This is a genomic window from Lacisediminihabitans sp. FW035 (assembly GCF_054880895.1).
The window spans coordinates 3,740,913-3,758,566 of sequence record NZ_CM142187.1 but is presented as its reverse complement, the minus strand read 5'-3'; the positions used below and the strand labels follow the sequence as shown (position 1 = coordinate 3,758,566).

Below are 17,654 nucleotides of genomic sequence, written 5' to 3'. Positions count from 1 at the left end.
AGCGATTCAGCGGATCGGGTACCGGTCAGGTGATTGCTAGATGAGTGAACAGATTAATTATCAAGGTAACTTGTCGCCGAATCAAGTAGGAATTCCGCCTGTTTCGGAGGGCGAAGACCGCGAGAGCGAAGAGGGTTCGATGTACCGGCTCATTGGAGATATCCACTCCCTCAAAGGCCTCCCGGGGGCATCGGCGGAGTTCCTGAGGGCGCTGGAATCGATTCGTCGCGGTATCGCGATCTCCGCGAACCTCACCGGGAGCGAGCTGCGGGCGATGGCCCGCATCGCAGAGGGCGAGGACATCACCCCGAAGGCACTCTCCGAATACCTGGAACTGACTACCCCGGCCGTGACTGCCATCACCACCGGGCTGGTCGATCGCGGACTGATCGTGCGCGTCGCCCATCCGAGTGACCGGCGCAGTCTCTTCCTGCAGTTGACCACCGCCGGCCACGACGTGATGGAGACGACCTACCGCAGCTTCCAGAATGCGATCACGGTCTCCGCCGAAGCGCTGGATGTGGCGCAGACCGTCGTGCTGGAATCCGCGCTCGGAGACCTCGCTCGCTCGCTCGGCTCCTACGGTACCGACGGCGCAGCTGCCGAGTGACCTAGAGGTGCGTCGCGGGTGAAACCGGCGGGTCGCCCATGCGGTACGGGGCGCCTGCACCGAGATCCGGCGCCAGATTCTGATGCCTTTTCATCGATCTCGCCACCGACTGAAGCGTGCTCGTGAAGTTGTTCAGTTCGGCGGCGGCAAGGTCGTTCGTGGCGGCCTCAAGGAGAGCCACGAAATCATGATGGATGTCGAGCATCATCTCGTGAGCGAGCGGCGTGAGCTCGAGGTAGAGGCTGCGCCGATCGTTCGGATGATCCACCCGGTGCAACAGCCCGGCTTCTACCAGGCGTCGTGAGATGAAGGTAATCGCGGCCGTGGTCATATCGAGGTAGTCGGCGAGTTGCTTGGGAGTCACGCTCACCTCGGCGGCGACGCGGAACAGGGCTCGGAGTTCGCTCGGCGACAGGCCGGCATCCTTGCCGATCCTCTCGCGATTGTGCTGCATGACGTTGACGAATTCGACCGCGGCGGCGGGAAACCCGTCGAGGGTGTGTGACTGGCCGGCCTCTGTGCTCACGAGACCTCCAGCCTCTCAGGGATAACCAGTTTACGGGGCCGAACACTACTCATCCAGCGATCCGAGGTCAAGCATTTGATTATCTTGATAACTTACCGCTTTAATTAGGTAGTTCAATCACTTTAACAACTCGTCCAAGGAGGACCCAGTGATTCCTGACATCCTGTCGCATGGGCAGTACGCCACCGTCTACAACTTCCTGTCGCTCGTCATCGCGTCGCAGTTGTTCACGGCGGTGTTCCTGCTCATCTCTCTGCCGCGGATCCTTCCGCGTTACCGGCAGGCGATCACGGTGGCGATCATCGTCTGCGGAATCGCCGCGTATCACTACTTCCGCATCTTCGACTCGTTCAAGGAGGCCTTCGTCACGAAGTCCGTCGGTGGCACCGGTGACTACAGCCAGGCCGTCGGCGCCTCGTTCAACGAGGGCTACCGCTACGTGGACTGGCTCCTGACGGTGCCGCTTCTGCTCGTCGAGCTCGTCGCGGTGCTTGCGCTGGCGCGCAAGGTGCAGTCCGGTCTGCTCATGCGCCTCGTGCCCGCCGCGGCGCTCATGATCGCCCTCGGCTACCCCGGCGAGATCAGTGGCGACAACGGACTCCGCGGTCTCTTCGGCCTCCTGTCCACAATCCCTTTCGCATACATCCTCTATGTTCTCTTCGTGCAGCTGAGCAAGTCGCTTGCAACCCAGCCGACATCGGTTCGCAAGACTCTCGGTCGACTGCGCTTCCTGCTTCTGCTGAGCTGGGGCGTCTACCCGATCGCCTACCTCCTTCCGCTGCTCAACATCGCGGGCGCTGACGCCTGGGTGTTCAAGCAGGTCGGATACTCGGTGGCCGACATCCTGGCGAAAGCCGTCTATGCCTTGATCATCTTCGGCATCGCGAAGGCGAAGTCGTACGAAGACGATCCGGAATTCGCCACCGTGGAGATCTCCCACGACGACGCGACCGCTATCCGCAAGTAGCGTCCGGGTTCCCGCCCGGTCCTGCACCGGCTCCGGCGACGGCGCGCCTCCCGTGAGGGGGCGCGCCGTTCGGCGTTAACGGCACCCGCGCGTTCGACCGCAGTTTCTGTGGCACCCGGGTGCTCGACAGCAGGATCTCCTCCCACAGGCTCACTGCCTGATCGCGAACCGTGCACTGGTGCATCGTGCAGTGGTGCATCGAGCCCGCGGGGAAAATCGATTTTGTGCTAGCCTCTAACGACCATTCGGCACAGGGGCGATCAGCGACGTCCTCAGCCTAAGACTCAGACACTGCGGTTGGAGATCGGCGAGAATGACGAAACGTGTCGGTATCTCCGACGTCGCGCTGGCCGCCGGGGTCTCGGTGACGACGGTATCGCACGCGCTGAGCGGCCAGGGCAATCTCAGCGAGAAGACTCGCGAGCGCGTGCAACGGATCGCCTCCGAGCTCAAGTACTCGCCCAACCGCATCGCTAGTGCGCTCCGCCTGCAGAGGACCGGCATCATCGGCTTCGTGAGCGACGAGATCGCCACGACGCCCTTCGCGGGCAAGATCATCCTGGGAGCCCAGGACGCGGCGACGGCCCGCGGGCTGGTGCTCATGCTCGTGAACTCGAACCGCGACAGGGCGGTGGAGTCGCGCCAGATCGAGACGCTGCTCGAGCAGCAGGTCGATGCGATCGTCTATGCCCGCATGTCCCACGATCTCGTCGACCTTCCCCAGCGACTCCGGGGTGTGCCCACCGTGATCGTCGACGCGGAGAATCCCGAGGGACTCGCTCCCTGGGTCGCACCCGACGAAGCGGGCATCGGCTACACCGCCACCGTGCGCCTGATCTCGGCCGGTCACCGTGAGATCGTGCACCTTTCGGTCGACGACCCCGGGCCCGGTGTGGACGGGAGAATCGCCGGGTACTCCCGAGCGATGCTCGAAGCCGGGCTTGAACCGCGTATGGTGCAGGTCGCCGGGCGCGCGGACGCGAGCGCGGGCCGCGAGAGCTTCGGAGTCGCGTTGGAGCGGCACCCGCAACTCACGGCCGTCTTCGCGTTCAACGACCCGATGGCGATGGGCGTCTATCAGACCGCTGCCGCCCGGGGCATGAACATCCCGGTCGACCTCTCGCTCGTCGGCGTAGACAACCTCGAGGTGATCGCGGCCCAGTTGCAACCCGGCCTCACCACCGTGGGCCTGCCGCACTACGAAATGGGGCGTTGGGCCATCGAACAACTCTCCAGGATGATCGGCGACCGGGAGTGGGCGAGCAATCGCACCCAGGTCGAGCTGGCCTGCCCGCTCATCGAGCGTGGCTCGGTGTCCCGCCCGAGGGGGTCCTGAGATGCTCGAGCTACCGGACTCCTGGGTGTGGGACTTCTGGTTCGCCGACACCGGTGACGAATTCCATCTCTTCTTCCTCTTCGCCTCGCGCGCACTGCACGAGGAAGAGGCCCGTCACCGGCGGGCATCCGTCGGCCATGCGGTCTCGACCGACCTGCGCAACTGGACCCGCGTGGCCGATGCGCTGGTGCGTTCGGACGCGCCGGCGAGCGACGACGTCGCAACCTGGACGGGATCTACCGTGCGTGGCGACGACGGACTGTGGTACCTGTTCTTCACCGGGTGCAACGACGATCCGGTGCCCGCAGCCCAGCGGGTGATGGTGGCGACCTCCCACGACCTGATCACGTGGGACAAGCGGTCGGCACCGCTCGCCGTCGCCGATCCCCTGTGGTACGCGACCGGCGCGGATGGCCCGGATGAGCCGTTCCGAGACCCCTGGGTCTTCCGCCTCGACGACGGATGGCACATGTTCACGACGGCGCGCTCCCGCACCGGGTCGCCGACGGAATCCGGCGTTGTCGGCCACGCGACATCCCCGGACCTTCTCGACTGGACGGTGCAGCCGCCGGTGTCTGCGACCGGCAGTGGTTTCGGCCAGCTCGAAGTGACCCAGGTATTCGAGTTCGACGGCCGCTGGTACCTGCTCTTCAGCTGCCTGCGCAACGAGATCGCTCCACGCAAGCACGCGGCAGCGGGACCCGGCGGCGTCTGGCTGGTAGAAGGCGAGGGGCCCCTCGGACCCTTCGACGTCGAGGGGGCGACCCTGCTCACGGACGACTCCCTGTACTCCGGCCGTGTCATCCCGGATCGCGACGGGGTGCTGCAGTTCCTGGCCTTCGAGAACTTCCGGGACGGCGGCTTCATCGGCAGGCTGACGGATCCGATGCCCTTCGCCGAAGCGCTGTCCGCGGTGGCCGCACTCCCCGCCTGAGAATCAGTCGCGCCGCGTCGGTGGACAGGGCGTCTTCCGCTGCGGCCCGTTACCGGCGGACCACAAGCGCGCCCACAACACGGACCTCGGATCGCATCGTTACCAATTCGTGACCGATGTGAACTTTTGCGCTCCGGACGCTGCCGCTGGGTTGTGATCTACAAAAACGATTTTGTAAATCGTTTCTCCCCCCAAGGAAGGTCGAAGTAATGAGGCTTCGTAACAAAGCAGCGACCGCTGCTGTAGTCATCGTGGGCACGGTTGTTGCCCTCACCGGTTGTTCGTCATCCGGTTCCGGTACCGCAAAGGCGACGGTCGAGATCAGCGGAGGTTTCACCGCAGCCCAGGCCACCGCATTCCAGGCAGATCTCAACAAGTGGTCTGAAGGCAAGAACATCACCGTCAAGTACTCGGGAAGCACCAACTTCCAGCAGTCGATCGTGACCCGGGTCACGGCGGGCAACCCGCCCGACATCGCGATCTACCCACAGCCCGGCGTGCTCAAGCAGCAGATCAGCTCGCTGAAGCCGCTCAACGAGCTCGGCGTGGACATCAAAGCCGTCACCTCGGATGAGCCGAACGGCCTCGGCGACATCGGCAAGTTCAACGGCAAGACCTACGGCCTCCCCTACAGCATCAACGTCAAGTCATTGGTCTGGTTCAACCCGGCCGCCTTCACGGCGCGCGGGTACGAGGTGCCGACCACCGACGCCGAGATGACGACGCTCGAGAAGAAGATCATCTCGGATGGCGCGGGCTATCCCTGGTGCGTGGGAATCGAATCCGGTGCAGCGACCGGCTGGGCGATGACCGACTGGCTCGAGGAATACGTGCTGCGCTACGGCGGGCTCGACAAGTACAAGGACTGGATCAGCCACAAAGTGCTGTTCAACTCCGACCTGGTGAAGCAGGCCGCGGCGAAGGTGCAGTCGGAGATCCTCGCTGACGGCCAGGTCAACGGTGGCGGCAAGGCCATGGCGACCACCAACTTCGGCAAGGCGGGCAACCAGCTCTTCGTCACCGGCAAGGACCAGGGCCAGTGTTTCATGATGCGCCAGGGCACCTTCATCGCGGACTTCTTCCCGGACAACATCAAGGCGGAGATCGCGAAGAAGGACACCACGAACGTGAATGTCTTCACCCTGCCGACGCCGGCGGATGCGAAGACCACGGGAACACTCGGCGGTGGCGATCTGGTGGGCGCGTTCAACACGAACGCCGCCACCAAGAAGGTCGTGCAGTACCTGGTGGGCAAGCAGTTCGGCACGAACGGCTACGCATCGCAGGCGATCTTCCTGTCGCCGCACACCACCTTCGACAGTTCGCTCTATTCCAGCCCGTTCCAGGCGGCGGCCCAGAAGGCCGTATCCGAGGCGAAGGTATTCGGCTTCGACGCCTCCGACCAGATGCCCGGTGCTGTGGGTTCGGGCACGGAATGGACCGGGCTCACCGCCTGGACCACCGGCCAGAAGTCGCTGAACGACGTACTGAAAGACATCGACTCGTCCTGGCCGTAAGCCAGTCCTGACCCGAGTCGGTCACTGACCGGGTGGTGCTCGCCTCTGCGGCGGCGGGCACCACCCTCCCTCGAACCCCGCTTCATCCCTCACAACGTCGTTAGGTGCTCCCTGTGCAAATACTCAGCGCATTGGCCTCCGTCGCCGGTGGCCTCGCCGTCTCTTTCCTCGTCTATCTGGGTCTCAACTTCATCGTCGGCAAGACGAACACGAAGTGGAACCGCCGGCTTCTGCCGTACGTGTTCATCGGCCCCGTTTTGCTTCTGCTCCTCGGTTTCCTCGTCTACCCCACCGTTCGCACGATCATCCTCAGCTTCGTCGATTCGACGACGAACAGCTTCAACGGGGTCGGCGACTACGTCTCGCTCTTCAAGAGCGGGGACTTCCTCAGCACGTTGCTCAACAACTTCCTGTGGATCCTCGTCGTGCCGGCCTTCACCGTGGTCATCGGACTCGGCGTCGCGGTACTCGCCGACCGCCTCGGCCCGAAGCGTGAGAAGACGTTCAAATCGATCATCTTCTTTCCGATGGCCATCAGCTTCGTCGCCGCTGCGACGATGTGGCGGTTCATCTACACCTACGACGCTCCTGGCCAACCACAGACCGGCCTCCTCAACGCGATCTGGACGGGGATCACGCACGCCGACCCCATCGCCTGGATCACGATCGACGCTGGCAGACTCAACTCTTTCCTGCTCATGATCATCGTCATCTGGCTCAATGCCGGGTACGCGATGGTGCTGCTGTCCGCAGCGATCAAGGGTGTGCCGGAAGAGACGCTCGAGGCGGCGCGGATCGATGGCGCCACGGACCGGCAGATCTTCTTCCGGGTCGTCGCGTCGCAGATCCAGACCACGATCGTCGCGGTGTTCGTCACCGTGCTCATCGGGGTGATGAAGATCTTCGACATCGTGTTCGCTATGACCGGCGGCACATACAACACCAACGTGCTCGGTGTGGAGTTCATCAACCAGTTCTTCAACTTCGGCAACCCGGGCAAGGCGTCCGCGGTGGTCGTCATCCTGATGCTCGCCGTCATCCCGGTGATCGTCTACCAGGTTCGCAGCTACCGAGGCCAGGAGGCACTCCGATGACTGAGATCGTCCCCACCATCGTCACCGGTCGCACCTCGACCAAGGCCAAGCCCATCGCGCGGTTCTCGACCTCTCACGGTCGCAAACGCCACATCACGCTGAACATCGTGCTCGGCGCGTTCGCGCTGCTCTGGATGATTCCGGTCATCGGTCTGGCGTTCACGGCCTTCCGGTCGACCACGGATGCCCAGAGCTCGGGATGGTGGACCACCATCGGCAACTTCTTCGGCCAGAACTGGACGGTGTCGAACTTCACCAGCGCCTTCACCAATCTCGACATCGGCAACAACTTCTTCAACAGCATCGCCGTCACCATCCCCGCGACGATCCTGCCGATCATGTTCGCCGCGTTCGCCGCCTACGGCTTCACCTTCCTCGACTTCCGGGGCAAGGAGGCCTTCTTCGCCACCATCGTCGGCCTGCTCGTGGTGCCGACCCAGGTGGCGCTGATCCCGGTGCTGCAGGCTTACATCTCCTTCACCAAGATCACCGGCATCCAGATCGTCGGCACTTTCCCGGCGGCCTGGATCTACCACTCCGCCTTCGCGCTTCCTCTCGCCATCTTCATCCTGAGGAACTACATGGCGACGCTGCCGGTAGCCCTCATCGAGGCGGCACGCGTCGACGGAGCGAGTCACTTCCAGATCTTCTGGCGACTCATCGTCCCGATGTCGGTACCCGCGCTCGCGTCGTTCGCCATCTTCCAGTTCCTCTGGGTATGGAACGACTATCTGACGGCGTACATCTTCATCGGCGACGCGCATCCGGTGCTCACGCAGGCGCTGTACAACCTTCTCGGGCAGTACGCGCAGGGCTGGAACCTCGTCGCGGCGGGATCCTTCATCACGATCATCGTTCCGCTCGTCGTATTCTTCGCGCTGCAGCGGTTCTTCGTGAGGGGCCTCACCGCGGGGGCGGTGAAGTAGGGGCTCCCTCGAACGGGTCCCGGCAGCTCCGCAGAGGCGAGGCTGCCGGGGCTTCCGTGCCCGCTGCGCGTGCCCGCCGCGCGTGCAACAGCAGCTTTTCGGGCATCCGGTTGCTCAACAGCCGCAATTCGGCCATCAGCGGCATCGGCTGATGTTGAACCTACCGGGCGGTCGCGGCACGCTGCGGCATGCAGGGGGTACGGGCCCACACCTGGGATATACACACAGAGAGCGAGCGACGGGAATCGAACCCGCACTACCTGCTTGGGAAGCAGGAGTTCTGCCATTGAACTACGCTCGCGTGGCCGCATCCGAGACTGCACTGCGGCACCTATGAATACTAGCAACGACGGTTTCGGAAGGGTCTGCGCCTTTCGATAGGCTCTGTGCATGCTGCTCTCGGATCGCGATATCAAACTCGAACTCGACTCCGGACGCATCGGCCTTGAGCCCTACGAACCGGCGATGATCCAGCCGTCGAGCATCGATGTGCGGCTCGACCGCTTCTTCCGGCTGTTCGACAACCACAAGTATCCGTTCATCGACCCGGCCGTCGACCAGCCCGACCTCACCAGGCTCGTCGAGGCGGCGCCCGACCAGCCCTTCATCCTGCACCCGGGGGAGTTCGTGCTCGGCTCCACCTACGAGCTCGTCACGCTGCCGGATGACGTCGCAGCCCGCCTCGAAGGCAAGAGCTCGCTTGGCCGGCTCGGCCTTCTCACCCACTCCACCGCGGGATTCGTCGACCCGGGATTCAGCGGTCACGTCACGCTGGAGCTCTCGAACGTCGCGACGCTGCCGATCAAGCTCTGGCCCGGGATGAAGATCGGCCAGCTCTGCTTCATCCGGCTGACGTCTCCCGCCGAGAAGCCCTATGGGTCGGCCGAGTACTCATCGCGATACCAGGGGCAGCGTGGGCCGACGGCCTCGCGGTCGTTCCAGAACTTCCACCGCACGGATATCTCGAGGGATGAAAGCCTGCTGGACTGAGTCGGTCTCGATACGGGCGCTGAGCGCCCTACTCGACCGGCGGGTGTCGCAGGATTGCGACACCGCGGCCACGCGATAGCGACATCCGCTCGATATCGTTGGGGCATGTCCCGCCCAACGTCCCTGATTTCCGGCCTCTCCGGAATACTGGCTGCCACGCTCCTGCTCGCCGGGTGCAGCGTCGTGCCGCTCGGAGGCACACCGCAGAAGACCTCCAGTGCCCCAAAATCGACAGTCACGCCTCCGGCTGATGCAGTGGAGGGATTCCGCGTCGGCGAGATTCCCCCGGTGCCCCTCTTCACGCTTCCAGATCTTTCGTTGCTCAATGACTCGCTGTCTGGCTTCACCGTGAAACTCAAGATCGCTGTCGGCACCTATCCCGGCATCATGGTGGCTCCCGCGGCGTGCGATACCGCGGGTCAGGTGCGCGCCGGTGCCGGCTCGGTCTATCTCTACGGCGACGGATCCAGCAGCTATACGGGCGCGGATGGCAGCATCCAGAACTATGGCGACGGTTCCGGGTCATACGTGATCGGGGGAGTGACCGTGAACGTCTACGGGGATGGCTCTGGAAGCTTCGTCAACGGAGAGGTGAGCATCCAGAACTACGGTGACGGGTCCGGATCATTCGTGGACGGCACCAAATCGATCAAAATCTACGGGGATGGCTCCGGAGCATTCGTCGACGGCACCACAAGCATCCAGAACTATGGCGACGGTTCGGGAAGTTACACGCGCGGGGCGGTGAGCATCCAGAACCGGGGAGACGGATCCGGCAGCTACACCGATACGAAGCTGAGCATTCAGAACTACGGGGACGGCACCGGCACCCTCAACGGCAAACCGATCTCACCGAAACCGCTCATCCCGGTGCCCACGCTCGGCAAGTTTCCGCCTCTTGCGGTGCTTGCGCCCATCACCTCCTGTGGCTCCACCATCACTCTCGATGCCGGCGTGCTCTTCGACTTCGACAAGGCCACGATTCGGGCAGAGGCCGCGGCAACGCTCGACTCGCTCGCGAAGGCTCTCACCGACACAGCTGCCCCTCGAGCAGAGGTGGGAGGACACACCGATTCCATTGGCAGCGCCTCTTACAATCAGACACTTTCTGAAAAGCGAGCCGACGCGGTAGTCGCCGCGCTGAAGTCGCGAGGGGTAAAGACCGCACTCGACGCCACAGGGTACGGCGAGGAGCGCCCAGTCGCACCCAACGTGTCGGCCACGGGTGTGGACAATCCGGCCGGCCGCCAACTCAATCGTCGCGTCGAGATCTTCGTGCCGACGGTGTGAGGCGCGACTTCGATGAGCTGGTTACCCGGGAACCGACAGTGAGAACAATGATCAGGGAACGAAGTCTGCGGTTGGGTGCCATGCTCGGGCTGCTCACCGTGGCAGCGCTCGTGCTCGGCGGCTGCACGATAGAGATCGTGCGCGCACCGTCACGATCCGTCGCTTCGACCGATTCCGGTGCGGGGGACACCCCTCCGTTGCCGGGGAACGATCCACCCACATCTCATCGCCAACGAGTGGACTACGAGAACAGCGTCTCCTCCACCGTGACCTGCAGCGGCGCTGAGCTCGAGATATCTTCCACCGGAACAGTAGTCTCCCTGACGGATGACTGTGCAAAGCTGACGGTGTCGGCGACCGGGGCAGTGATGCTCGCGCAATCGGTGGGGGTATTGACTGTGAGCGGCAGCGCAAACACAGTCTTCGTGAGCGGGGTCACCACAGTGGTGCTGACCGGAACGGGCAACACCGTGTACTGGCGAGAAGGAACACCAGAGGTGCGCGATAGCGGCATCGCAAACACAGCAGTGAAAGGCACTTGATGACTGACAACTATGGACGACCCGGATACCCGGCGTATGTATATGTCGCTCCCGCCCGCACCAATGGCCTCGCCGTGGCATCCTTCGTGCTGGCACTTCTCGGTTTCAGCATTCTTCCCGTGGTGCTGGGTCATGTGGCACTGCGACAGATCAGTGCGCGAAATGAAGCCGGCAGCGCGTTCGCGATCATCGCTCTCGTGCTCGGCTACATCGAGCTGATCGGCATCGTTCTGCTCATCGTCCTGATCGTCTCTGGGCTGGGTTTCGCCGGGTTCATGTCGGCCGTCAATTCGAATGGTGGATGAGCAGCGGGAGGCGGATCGCCGCACCCGGCTACTCCTCGTCGATGATGAGCCCGCGATAACCGATGGGCTGGCACCGTTTCTCGAGCGCTCGGGATTCGACGTTCGGGTGGCGGGCGATGGCGCGACCGCCCTCGACACATTCGACAGCTGGAATCCCGACATCGTTGTCTCGGACGTGATGATGCCTCGGATGGACGGCCGAGAGCTCGTGCGGCGATTGCGCACCCGCGAAGTCTGGACTCCCATCGTGCTCCTCACCAAAGTGGGAGAGTCCGTCGAGCGCTCGGCCGCGCTCGACGAGGGCGCGGACGACTACCTCAACAAGCCCTTCGATCCGCAGGAACTGGTCTCCCGGGTACGCGCGGTACTGCGTCGGGTTGTCGCGAATCAGCCTCCTCTGACCACGGCGGACCGCCTGGTGAGCGGCGACCTCGTCTTCGATCGCACCGCTCGGCGAATCTGGCTCAGCGGGGCCGAAGTGGTGCTCACCCCTCGCGCGGCCCTCCTTCTCGAATACCTGATGGGACGCCCAGGCGAGGTCCACGCGCGAGAGAGCCTTCTTCGCTCGCTGTGGGGATTCGACTTCGCGGCAAACACCCGGGCTATCGACCACCGGGTGGCCGAGATCCGCAGGGAACTCCATGATGACGCGGCAGATCCCCGTTTCATCGAGACTGCCCAGAGCCTGGGTTACCGCTTTGCGGGCACCGTGACGCGAGGGTGACGATGTCGATCAGACGATGGATGCTCGTTCTCGCCGCGATGCCGTTCCTGATCGGCGGCGTGATCGCGATAGTCCTCGCTCTCAGTGCGCGGGGGGTGAGTGCGCGCGTCACCGTGCCGCTTCCCGTTGTGGCGCTCGAGATCGGACTCGGTCTCTCGGCGGTGGCGACGCTTGGCTTGGCCATCGCCGCGATCTCACGCCGCACTCGCGAACGATCGCTGGCCCTCGGGCGGGTCGAGGGCGAGGAGCGACAGCGGCAGGCCCATCGTCGCTTCCTCGCACGACTCGATCACGAGCTCAAGAATCCGATCACGGCCATCAATGCGGCGGTTGCCGCCGCGGATGAACCGAGCTCCACACCACTCCGCGTCATCGACTCCCAATCGCGCCGTCTCACGTCCCTGGTCTCCGAATTGCGCAAGCTCGCCGATCTCGAGACCAAGCCGATCGAGTGCGAGCCGGTGGATCTCGAGGAGCTGACGGCGGACGTCGTCGCGGCGGTCTCGGAGCATCTCGAAACAACCGGAGGCGGGACCCGGCAGTTTCACATTGTCTTCCCTCAGGCGCCGTGGCCGATCGCCCGGGTCATCGGAGACGTCGATCTGCTCTTCCTTGCCCTTTACAACCTCGTGTCGAACGCGGCCAAGTACTCCGAGGCCGGATCGAGTATCGAAGTTCGTGGAAGCGAGGACGACGGATGGGCGGTCATCGAGGTCGCGGATACCGGCGCGGGAATTGCCGCACACGAGGTGGATCTGGTCTGGGACGAACTCGCGCGCGGCGAGAATTCCCGGGGCATCCCCGGCTCCGGTCTCGGCCTGTCACTTGTCAACGCGGTGGTGCTTCGGCACGGCGGTCAGGCGAGTTTGCGATCCCGGGAGGGGCAGGGGACCAGTGTTCGTGTGCGCCTGCCGCTCACGCCCGGGTCTCGACCACCCGGGTCTCGATACGGGCGCTGAGCGCCCTACTCGACCGGCGGGACTTCGAGCTGCTCCAGCTGCCATCCGAGCCACGGGCTGAAGGCGAACGGTGCCGCGGTCACGGCCCGCCTGAGCGCGTGCGGGTCGAGCCAGGCGAACTCCGAGACCTCCGCGGGGTTCGGCTTCACCGCATCCGCCGTCACCGCTCGGTAGACCGGGCAGACCTCGTTCTCCACGATGCCCGAGGCGTCGACGGCGCGATACCGGAAGTCGGGAAGCACCACCTCGAGCCCGGTCACGGTGATGCCGAGTTCGAAAGCGGCGCGCCTTGCGATGGCGTCCTCCTGCGGCTCACCGGGAAACGGATGCCCGCAGAAAGAGTTGGTCCAGACGCCGGGCCAGGTGAGTTTAGAGAGCGCACGCCGGGTGACCAGCACTCGCCCGTCGCCGTCGTAGACGTGGCAGGAGAACGCGAGGTGCAGGGGAGTGGAGACGCCGTGCACGGAGAGCTTGTCGGCCTCGCCGATGGGCGCGCCCGACTCATCCAGAAGTACTACAAGCTCTGTACCACTCTGCACAAGCCCTGTGCTGGTTTCCATGTGTGTCCGTTACCCTGAGGAGGTGACCGGCCACAACCTGAGGGCTCCTTCGAGAGGGAGCGGATTTCGGGTGGAAGCCGTGCTGAAGCGTCGCTCCAGCCTAACCTCCGCTTCGCCGGTCAGGACCGCATCATGACGAACGACAGCAACCAACCGGATGCCGCACCCAGCCTGTACGACCGCGTAGCCGAAGAGACGGCGAGCGTCGTCATCCACCGCTATTCCACCTCGTTCGGGCTGGCCTCCCGCCTCCTCGCGCCACCGATCCGCCGCCATGTCGAGAACATCTACGCCCTCGTGCGGGTGGCCGACGAGGTGGTGGATGGGGGAGCGGCGGATGCCGGGCTCGATCCGCTCGCCGCGGCCCGGGTTCTGAATGATTTCGAGCGCGACACCGAGGCGGCCCTCGACTCCGGCTACAGCACGAACCTCGTGATCCACGCCTTCGCGCGCACCGCCCGCGCCACCGGCTTCGGACGCGAACTCACGCAGCCGTTCTTCGAATCGATGCGCATGGACCTCGTGCAGACCGAACACGACGCCCAGAGCTTCGAGACCTACGTCTACGGATCGGCGGAGGTGGTGGGCCTCATGTGCCTCAGCACCTTCCTGCAGGGGATTGCCGTCTCGCCGGCGGAACTCGCCCGGTTCGAGCACGGAGCGCGCAAGCTCGGGGCGGCGTTCCAGAAGGTCAACTTCCTTCGTGACCTGTCTGCGGACTTCGAGACCCTCGGCCGCAGCTACTTCCCGGGGGTCAGCGTCGAATCGTTCAGCGAGACGGACAAGACCCGGTTGCTCGACGACATCGACGCGGACCTGCGGGATTCGGCCGCCGTCGTACCGCTGCTGCCGGCGGGCTCGAGACGGGCCGTCGCGCTTGCCCAGGGTCTCTTCACCGAGCTGGCGGTGCGCCTGCGCGCGACCCCGGCGGATCGACTCGTCAACACGCGCGTGCGGGTGCCCAACCCGGTGAAGTTGCGCATCGCCGCGGGCGCGATGGCCGGCCGCACGCCCCGAGGCGAACTTCCCCGCACCACCACACCGAAAGCAGCATCATGAGCAACATCGTCGTCATCGGCGGAGGAATCGCGGGTCTCGCCTCCGCCGCCCTCCTCGCAAAGGACGGGCACGAGGTCACATTGCTCGAGGGCCGGTCGAGCGTCGGGGGCCGTGCAGGCTCCTGGGAGCGGGACGGCTTCCGATTCGACACCGGACCGAGCTGGTACCTGATGCCGGAAGTGTTCGACCACTTCTTCCGCCTGCTCGGCACGACCGCCGACGAGCAGCTGAAGTTGATAACCCTCGATCCCGGTTACCGCGTGCTGTTCGAAGGGGTCTCGGAACCGATCGACATCACCGCGAGCCGCGAGGAGAACCTCGAGCTTTTCGATCGGATCGAACCGGGATCTCGCCGCCGCATGGAGAAGTACCTCGACTCCGCGCGGGACGTCTATGAGATCGCCAAGCGGCGCTTCCTCTACACGAGCTTCGCCGACATCCGTCCGCTGTTTCGCAAGGATGTGCTCACACGCACCGGCACCCTCGTATCGCTGTTGCTCACTCCCCTCGCGACGCTCGTACGCCGCACCGTCAAGGACGCGCGGCTGCAGCAGATCCTCGGATACCCCGCGGTGTTCCTCGGCTCCTCGCCATATATCGCTCCGAGCATGTATCACCTGATGAGTCATCTCGACCTCGAGGGCGGCGTGCTGTATCCAATGGGCGGCTTCACCGAACTCATCACCCGCATCGAAGCGCTCACCGAGGCGCAGGGTGTGACCATCATCACGGACTCGCCTGTCACGGCGATCAACTCGCGCGACGGCGTCGTCACCGGCGTCGACTACACGGATGCTTCGGGCACCACCCGCACGCTCGTGGCGGATATCGTGGTGTCCGCCGCCGACCTGCACCACACCGAGACAGAGCTGCTGCCGCCGGCGCTGCAGACATTCCCGTCGGAGTACTGGGATCGCAAGGTGCCCGGACCGAGCGCCCTCCTCATCTACCTGGGGGTGTCAGGCGAGCTGCCGGAGCTCGAGCATCACACGCTCTTCTTCGCGCGGGACTGGAAGGCCGGCTTCGACAAGATCTTCGGCGAGAATCCGTCTATTCCCGATCCGGCATCCATCTACGTCTGCAAGCCGAGCGGCATCGACCGCTCCACCGCTCCGGAAGGCTACGAGAACCTCTTCGTACTGGTGCCGATCCCGGCCGACCCCAGTATCGGAAAGGGGGATGTCGACGGCGACGGCGATGCGCGCATCGAGACCCTGGCCGATCGGGTGATCACCCAGATCTCGGTCTGGGCGGGCATCCCGGATCTCGCTTCGCGCATCACGCTTCGTCGCACCCTCGGCCCCGGCGACTTCGCGAGCGATCTCAACTCCTGGCGCGGAACGGCCCTCGGCCCGGCCCACACCCTCGCTCAGAGTGCGATGTTCCGCGCCGGCAACAAGAGCCGAAAGGTCGAGGGGCTGTTCTACGCGGGCGGATCCACGATCCCCGGCATCGGTCTTCCCATGTGTCTCATCAGTGCCGAGGTCGTGCTCAAACGCATCCGCGGCGACGTTTCGACCGAACCGCTCGCCGAGCCGTTGCAGCGCACTCTTCCCTGATGGCGATTCTGTATCTCGCGGCCCTCGCCGTCGCCCTCACCGGGATGGTGATGCTCGACCGTCGATTCCGGCTGTTCTTCTGGAGGGATGGGCGCCGGGCGGCGATCGTCCTGGCGGCCGGCCTCGTCTTCTTCCTCGCCTGGGATGTCTCCGGCATCGGCCTCGGCATATTCTTCCGCGGTGAGACCTCGTTCATGACCGGCCTCGTGGTGGCGCCGGAGTTGCCGGTGGAGGAGATCTTCTTCCTCACCCTGCTCTGCTACCTCACGATGAACCTGTTCGGGTTCCTCTCCCGCTGGTCGAGTGGGCCGTCCGCGGCCGTGGCGAGACCCCGCGCCGGAGAAGACCCCCGATGAACTACTGGCAGCTCAACGCGATCTTCCTCGCGGTGGTCGTCGTGATCGGATGCCTCGCGCTCGTCAAATCCCGGCGCGCGCTGCCCTGGCTGCCGATCGTCGGCACTCTCGTCATCCTGCTGCTCGTGACCGCGGTGTTCGACAACGTCATGATCGGGATCGGCCTGGTGGGCTACGACGCCACGAAGATCAGCGGAGCGTTTATCGGCATCGCCCCGCTCGAGGACTTCGCCTACGCTGTGGCGGCTGCGGTGTTGCTGCCGTCGCTCTGGCTGCTGTTGCCCGGGAGGCGCCGTGAAGAACCTTAAGAGCCTGTTCGTCTCGTCGCGGCCGCTGAGCTGGGTGAACACAGCCTTCCCGTTCGCGGCGGCGTACTTCATGTCGACCCGCCAGATCGACGTCGTGTTCATCGTGGGCACGATCTACTTCCTCATCCCGTACAACCTCGCGATGTACGGCATCAATGACGTGTTCGACTACGAGTCCGACCTGCGCAATCCACGCAAGGGTGGGGTCGAGGGCGCGCTGCTGGATCCGAGTGTCCACCGCCTCACGCTGCGCGCCGCGGTCGTCCTCAACGTGCCATTCCTCGTGTTCCTGGTAGTGGTGGGCAACCCGCTGTCGTGGTTCGTGCTCGCCGTGAGCGTCTTCGCGGTGATCGCCTACTCCGCCCCGGGCCTGCGCTTCAAGGAGCGCCCCTTCGTGGACTCGCTCACCTCGAGCACCCACTTCGTGTCGCCGGCGATCTACGGATTCGTGCTCGCGGGCGTGGCGTTCACGCCGTCGCTGTGGGCGCTACTCGCCGCCTTCTTCCTCTGGGGGATCGCCTCGCATGCGTTCGGCGCGGTGCAGGACATCGTGGCCGACCGCGAGGGTGGGATCTCATCCGTCGCCACCGTGATCGGCGGCCGGGCCACCGTGCGGCTTGCGTTCTCGGCTTACCTGCTTGCCGGCATCCTGCTGCTCTTCACCCGCTTCCCGGGGCCTTTTGCGGCGATCCTGGTGCTGCCTTATGCGTTCGCCGTTCTGCCTTTCTGGAACATCACGGATGCCGACGCCGAGACCGCAAATCGGGGCTGGAGGCGGTTCCTCGCTATCAATTTCGTCGTCGGATTCCTCGTGACGATGCTGCTCATCTGGTACGGGCTGCTGACCGCGGGGTGTGCCGGCACCACGGTGAGCTATTCGGGGTCGTACGTGCCGCTCACGCTGGTGAAGTCCGAGCTGGGGCAGGCGCAGGACTTCGTCGCCTGCCGGTGACGCGGTCGGGCGCGTCGCTGAGCTATGCGGCGATTCGGCGACAGTGCGCCCGAAAGTCGCCCAGTGGGGGTTCGTCTAACGACTGTGCGCCCTTTCGTTGACTGTGCGTCCGAACAATCGGGCGCACGGTCAACAAAAGG

Annotated in this window: 20 protein-coding genes and 1 tRNA gene; 18 read left to right on the top strand and 3 right to left on the bottom strand. The window is 64.5% G+C overall.

Annotated features, from left to right (window positions below; genetic code table 11):
* The first annotated feature begins 139 nt into the window (after positions 1 to 139).
* Positions 140 to 610, top strand: a complete 471-nt coding sequence (locus ACVXZ4_RS17840) for a MarR family winged helix-turn-helix transcriptional regulator (protein WP_461796123.1) — start codon at positions 140 to 142, stop codon at positions 608 to 610.
* Position 611: 1 nt separating this feature from the next.
* Here ACVXZ4_RS17840 and ACVXZ4_RS17835 read toward each other — a convergent pair whose 3' ends face one another.
* On the bottom strand, positions 612 to 1,136 hold the full coding sequence (locus ACVXZ4_RS17835) for a MarR family winged helix-turn-helix transcriptional regulator (RefSeq protein ID WP_461796122.1): 525 nt from the start codon (positions 1,134 to 1,136) through the stop codon (positions 612 to 614).
* A gap of 148 nt (positions 1,137 to 1,284) precedes the next feature.
* Between ACVXZ4_RS17835 and ACVXZ4_RS17830 the strand changes: the two genes are divergently transcribed.
* From ACVXZ4_RS17830 to ACVXZ4_RS17805, 6 genes are all read left to right on the top strand, one after another.
* Positions 1,285 to 2,103: a bacteriorhodopsin gene (locus tag ACVXZ4_RS17830; RefSeq protein ID WP_461796121.1), complete on the top strand. Its 819-nt coding sequence runs from the start codon at positions 1,285 to 1,287 to the stop codon at positions 2,101 to 2,103.
* Between the two features lie 313 nt (positions 2,104 to 2,416).
* Positions 2,417 to 3,439, top strand: a complete 1,023-nt coding sequence (locus tag ACVXZ4_RS17825) for a LacI family DNA-binding transcriptional regulator (RefSeq protein WP_461796120.1) — start codon at positions 2,417 to 2,419, stop codon at positions 3,437 to 3,439.
* Position 3,440: 1 nt separating this feature from the next.
* Positions 3,441 to 4,373, top strand: coding sequence for a glycosyl hydrolase family 32 (locus tag ACVXZ4_RS17820; protein ID WP_461796119.1), 933 nt, complete (start codon positions 3,441 to 3,443; stop codon positions 4,371 to 4,373).
* A gap of 209 nt (positions 4,374 to 4,582) precedes the next feature.
* A complete protein-coding gene (locus ACVXZ4_RS17815) occupies positions 4,583 to 5,890 on the top strand; it encodes an ABC transporter substrate-binding protein (protein WP_461796118.1) in 1,308 nt (435 codons plus the stop codon).
* A gap of 113 nt (positions 5,891 to 6,003) precedes the next feature.
* On the top strand, positions 6,004 to 6,984 hold the full coding sequence (locus ACVXZ4_RS17810) for a carbohydrate ABC transporter permease (RefSeq protein WP_461796117.1): 981 nt from the start codon (positions 6,004 to 6,006) through the stop codon (positions 6,982 to 6,984).
* Positions 6,981 to 7,910, top strand: coding sequence for a carbohydrate ABC transporter permease (locus ACVXZ4_RS17805; protein ID WP_461796116.1), 930 nt, complete (start codon positions 6,981 to 6,983; stop codon positions 7,908 to 7,910). Before ACVXZ4_RS17810 ends, ACVXZ4_RS17805 begins: the two co-directional genes overlap by 4 nt.
* Before the next feature lie 230 nt (positions 7,911 to 8,140).
* Here the strand turns inward: ACVXZ4_RS17805 and ACVXZ4_RS17800 are convergent.
* Positions 8,141 to 8,211 (bottom strand) — tRNA-Gly (locus ACVXZ4_RS17800).
* Positions 8,212 to 8,300: 89 nt separating this feature from the next.
* On the opposite strand from ACVXZ4_RS17800, the gene dcd reads away from it, so the two are divergent.
* The 6 genes from dcd to ACVXZ4_RS17770 all read left to right on the top strand — a co-directional run bounded on the left by dcd (position 8,301) and on the right by ACVXZ4_RS17770 (position 12,720).
* On the top strand, positions 8,301 to 8,900 hold the full coding sequence (gene dcd / locus ACVXZ4_RS17795; RefSeq protein ID WP_461796115.1) for a dCTP deaminase: 600 nt from the start codon (positions 8,301 to 8,303) through the stop codon (positions 8,898 to 8,900).
* Between the two features lie 105 nt (positions 8,901 to 9,005).
* Complete coding sequence (locus ACVXZ4_RS17790; protein ID WP_461796114.1) at positions 9,006 to 10,190, top strand: OmpA family protein; 1,185 nt, start codon at positions 9,006 to 9,008, stop codon at positions 10,188 to 10,190.
* Positions 10,191 to 10,237: 47 nt separating this feature from the next.
* On the top strand, positions 10,238 to 10,732 hold the full coding sequence (locus tag ACVXZ4_RS17785; RefSeq protein WP_461796113.1) for a DUF3060 domain-containing protein: 495 nt from the start codon (positions 10,238 to 10,240) through the stop codon (positions 10,730 to 10,732).
* Positions 10,732 to 11,037 carry a DUF4190 domain-containing protein gene (locus tag ACVXZ4_RS17780; RefSeq protein WP_461796112.1) on the top strand — a complete coding sequence of 102 codons (306 nt, stop codon included), beginning with the start codon at positions 10,732 to 10,734 and terminating at the stop codon, positions 11,035 to 11,037. The genes ACVXZ4_RS17785 and ACVXZ4_RS17780 overlap by 1 nt, the downstream gene beginning before the upstream one ends.
* On the top strand, positions 11,027 to 11,761 hold the full coding sequence (locus tag ACVXZ4_RS17775) for a response regulator transcription factor (protein WP_461796111.1): 735 nt from the start codon (positions 11,027 to 11,029) through the stop codon (positions 11,759 to 11,761). Before ACVXZ4_RS17780 ends, ACVXZ4_RS17775 begins: the two co-directional genes overlap by 11 nt.
* Before the next feature lie 2 nt (positions 11,762 to 11,763).
* On the top strand, positions 11,764 to 12,720 hold the full coding sequence (locus ACVXZ4_RS17770) for a sensor histidine kinase (protein WP_461796110.1): 957 nt from the start codon (positions 11,764 to 11,766) through the stop codon (positions 12,718 to 12,720).
* Between the two features lie 5 nt (positions 12,721 to 12,725).
* On the opposite strand, the gene idi is transcribed toward ACVXZ4_RS17770, so the two are convergent.
* Positions 12,726 to 13,280: an isopentenyl-diphosphate Delta-isomerase gene (gene idi / locus ACVXZ4_RS17765; protein ID WP_461796109.1), complete on the bottom strand. Its 555-nt coding sequence runs from the start codon at positions 13,278 to 13,280 to the stop codon at positions 12,726 to 12,728.
* 132 nt (positions 13,281 to 13,412) lie between these two features.
* Here idi and ACVXZ4_RS17760 point away from each other — a divergent pair, with 132 nt between their 5' ends.
* From ACVXZ4_RS17760 to ACVXZ4_RS17740, 5 genes are read left to right on the top strand one after another with little or no spacing between them, the layout of a single operon-like run.
* Positions 13,413 to 14,339: a phytoene/squalene synthase family protein gene (locus ACVXZ4_RS17760; RefSeq protein WP_461796108.1), complete on the top strand. Its 927-nt coding sequence runs from the start codon at positions 13,413 to 13,415 to the stop codon at positions 14,337 to 14,339.
* Complete coding sequence (crtI, locus tag ACVXZ4_RS17755; protein WP_461796107.1) at positions 14,336 to 15,898, top strand: phytoene desaturase family protein; 1,563 nt, start codon at positions 14,336 to 14,338, stop codon at positions 15,896 to 15,898. Before ACVXZ4_RS17760 ends, crtI begins: the two co-directional genes overlap by 4 nt.
* Positions 15,898 to 16,254 (top strand): lycopene cyclase domain-containing protein, encoded by a 357-nt coding sequence (locus ACVXZ4_RS17750; protein WP_461796106.1) that lies wholly within the window; start codon positions 15,898 to 15,900, stop codon positions 16,252 to 16,254. The genes crtI and ACVXZ4_RS17750 overlap by 1 nt, the downstream gene beginning before the upstream one ends.
* The gene (locus tag ACVXZ4_RS17745) at positions 16,251 to 16,562 is read left to right on the top strand and encodes a lycopene cyclase domain-containing protein (RefSeq protein WP_461796105.1); all 312 of its coding nucleotides are present in this window, start codon (positions 16,251 to 16,253) and stop codon (positions 16,560 to 16,562) included. Before ACVXZ4_RS17750 ends, ACVXZ4_RS17745 begins: the two co-directional genes overlap by 4 nt.
* Positions 16,549 to 17,514: a prenyltransferase gene (locus tag ACVXZ4_RS17740; protein ID WP_461796104.1), complete on the top strand. Its 966-nt coding sequence runs from the start codon at positions 16,549 to 16,551 to the stop codon at positions 17,512 to 17,514. Before ACVXZ4_RS17745 ends, ACVXZ4_RS17740 begins: the two co-directional genes overlap by 14 nt.
* Positions 17,515 to 17,654: the final 140 nt, after the last annotated feature.

Coding starts and splice junctions, on each gene's coding strand:
- ACVXZ4_RS17840 (WP_461796123.1), top strand. CDS start 140: ATGTACCGGCTCATTGGAGATATCCACTCCCTCAAAGGCCTCCCGGGG.
- ACVXZ4_RS17825 (WP_461796120.1), top strand. CDS start 2,417: ATGACGAAACGTGTCGGTATCTCCGACGTCGCGCTGGCCGCCGGGGTC.
- ACVXZ4_RS17820 (WP_461796119.1), top strand. CDS start 3,441: ATGCTCGAGCTACCGGACTCCTGGGTGTGGGACTTCTGGTTCGCCGAC.
- ACVXZ4_RS17815 (WP_461796118.1), top strand. CDS start 4,583: ATGAGGCTTCGTAACAAAGCAGCGACCGCTGCTGTAGTCATCGTGGGC.
- ACVXZ4_RS17805 (WP_461796116.1), top strand. CDS start 6,981: ATGACTGAGATCGTCCCCACCATCGTCACCGGTCGCACCTCGACCAAG.
- dcd (WP_461796115.1), top strand. CDS start 8,301: ATGCTGCTCTCGGATCGCGATATCAAACTCGAACTCGACTCCGGACGC.
- ACVXZ4_RS17790 (WP_461796114.1), top strand. CDS start 9,006: ATGTCCCGCCCAACGTCCCTGATTTCCGGCCTCTCCGGAATACTGGCT.
- ACVXZ4_RS17785 (WP_461796113.1), top strand. CDS start 10,238: ATGATCAGGGAACGAAGTCTGCGGTTGGGTGCCATGCTCGGGCTGCTC.
- ACVXZ4_RS17780 (WP_461796112.1), top strand. CDS start 10,732: ATGACTGACAACTATGGACGACCCGGATACCCGGCGTATGTATATGTC.
- ACVXZ4_RS17775 (WP_461796111.1), top strand. CDS start 11,027: ATGGTGGATGAGCAGCGGGAGGCGGATCGCCGCACCCGGCTACTCCTC.
- ACVXZ4_RS17770 (WP_461796110.1), top strand. CDS start 11,764: ATGTCGATCAGACGATGGATGCTCGTTCTCGCCGCGATGCCGTTCCTG.
- idi (WP_461796109.1), bottom strand. CDS start 13,280: ATGGAAACCAGCACAGGGCTTGTGCAGAGTGGTACAGAGCTTGTAGTA.
- ACVXZ4_RS17760 (WP_461796108.1), top strand. CDS start 13,413: ATGACGAACGACAGCAACCAACCGGATGCCGCACCCAGCCTGTACGAC.
- crtI (WP_461796107.1), top strand. CDS start 14,336: ATGAGCAACATCGTCGTCATCGGCGGAGGAATCGCGGGTCTCGCCTCC.
- ACVXZ4_RS17750 (WP_461796106.1), top strand. CDS start 15,898: ATGGCGATTCTGTATCTCGCGGCCCTCGCCGTCGCCCTCACCGGGATG.
- ACVXZ4_RS17745 (WP_461796105.1), top strand. CDS start 16,251: ATGAACTACTGGCAGCTCAACGCGATCTTCCTCGCGGTGGTCGTCGTG.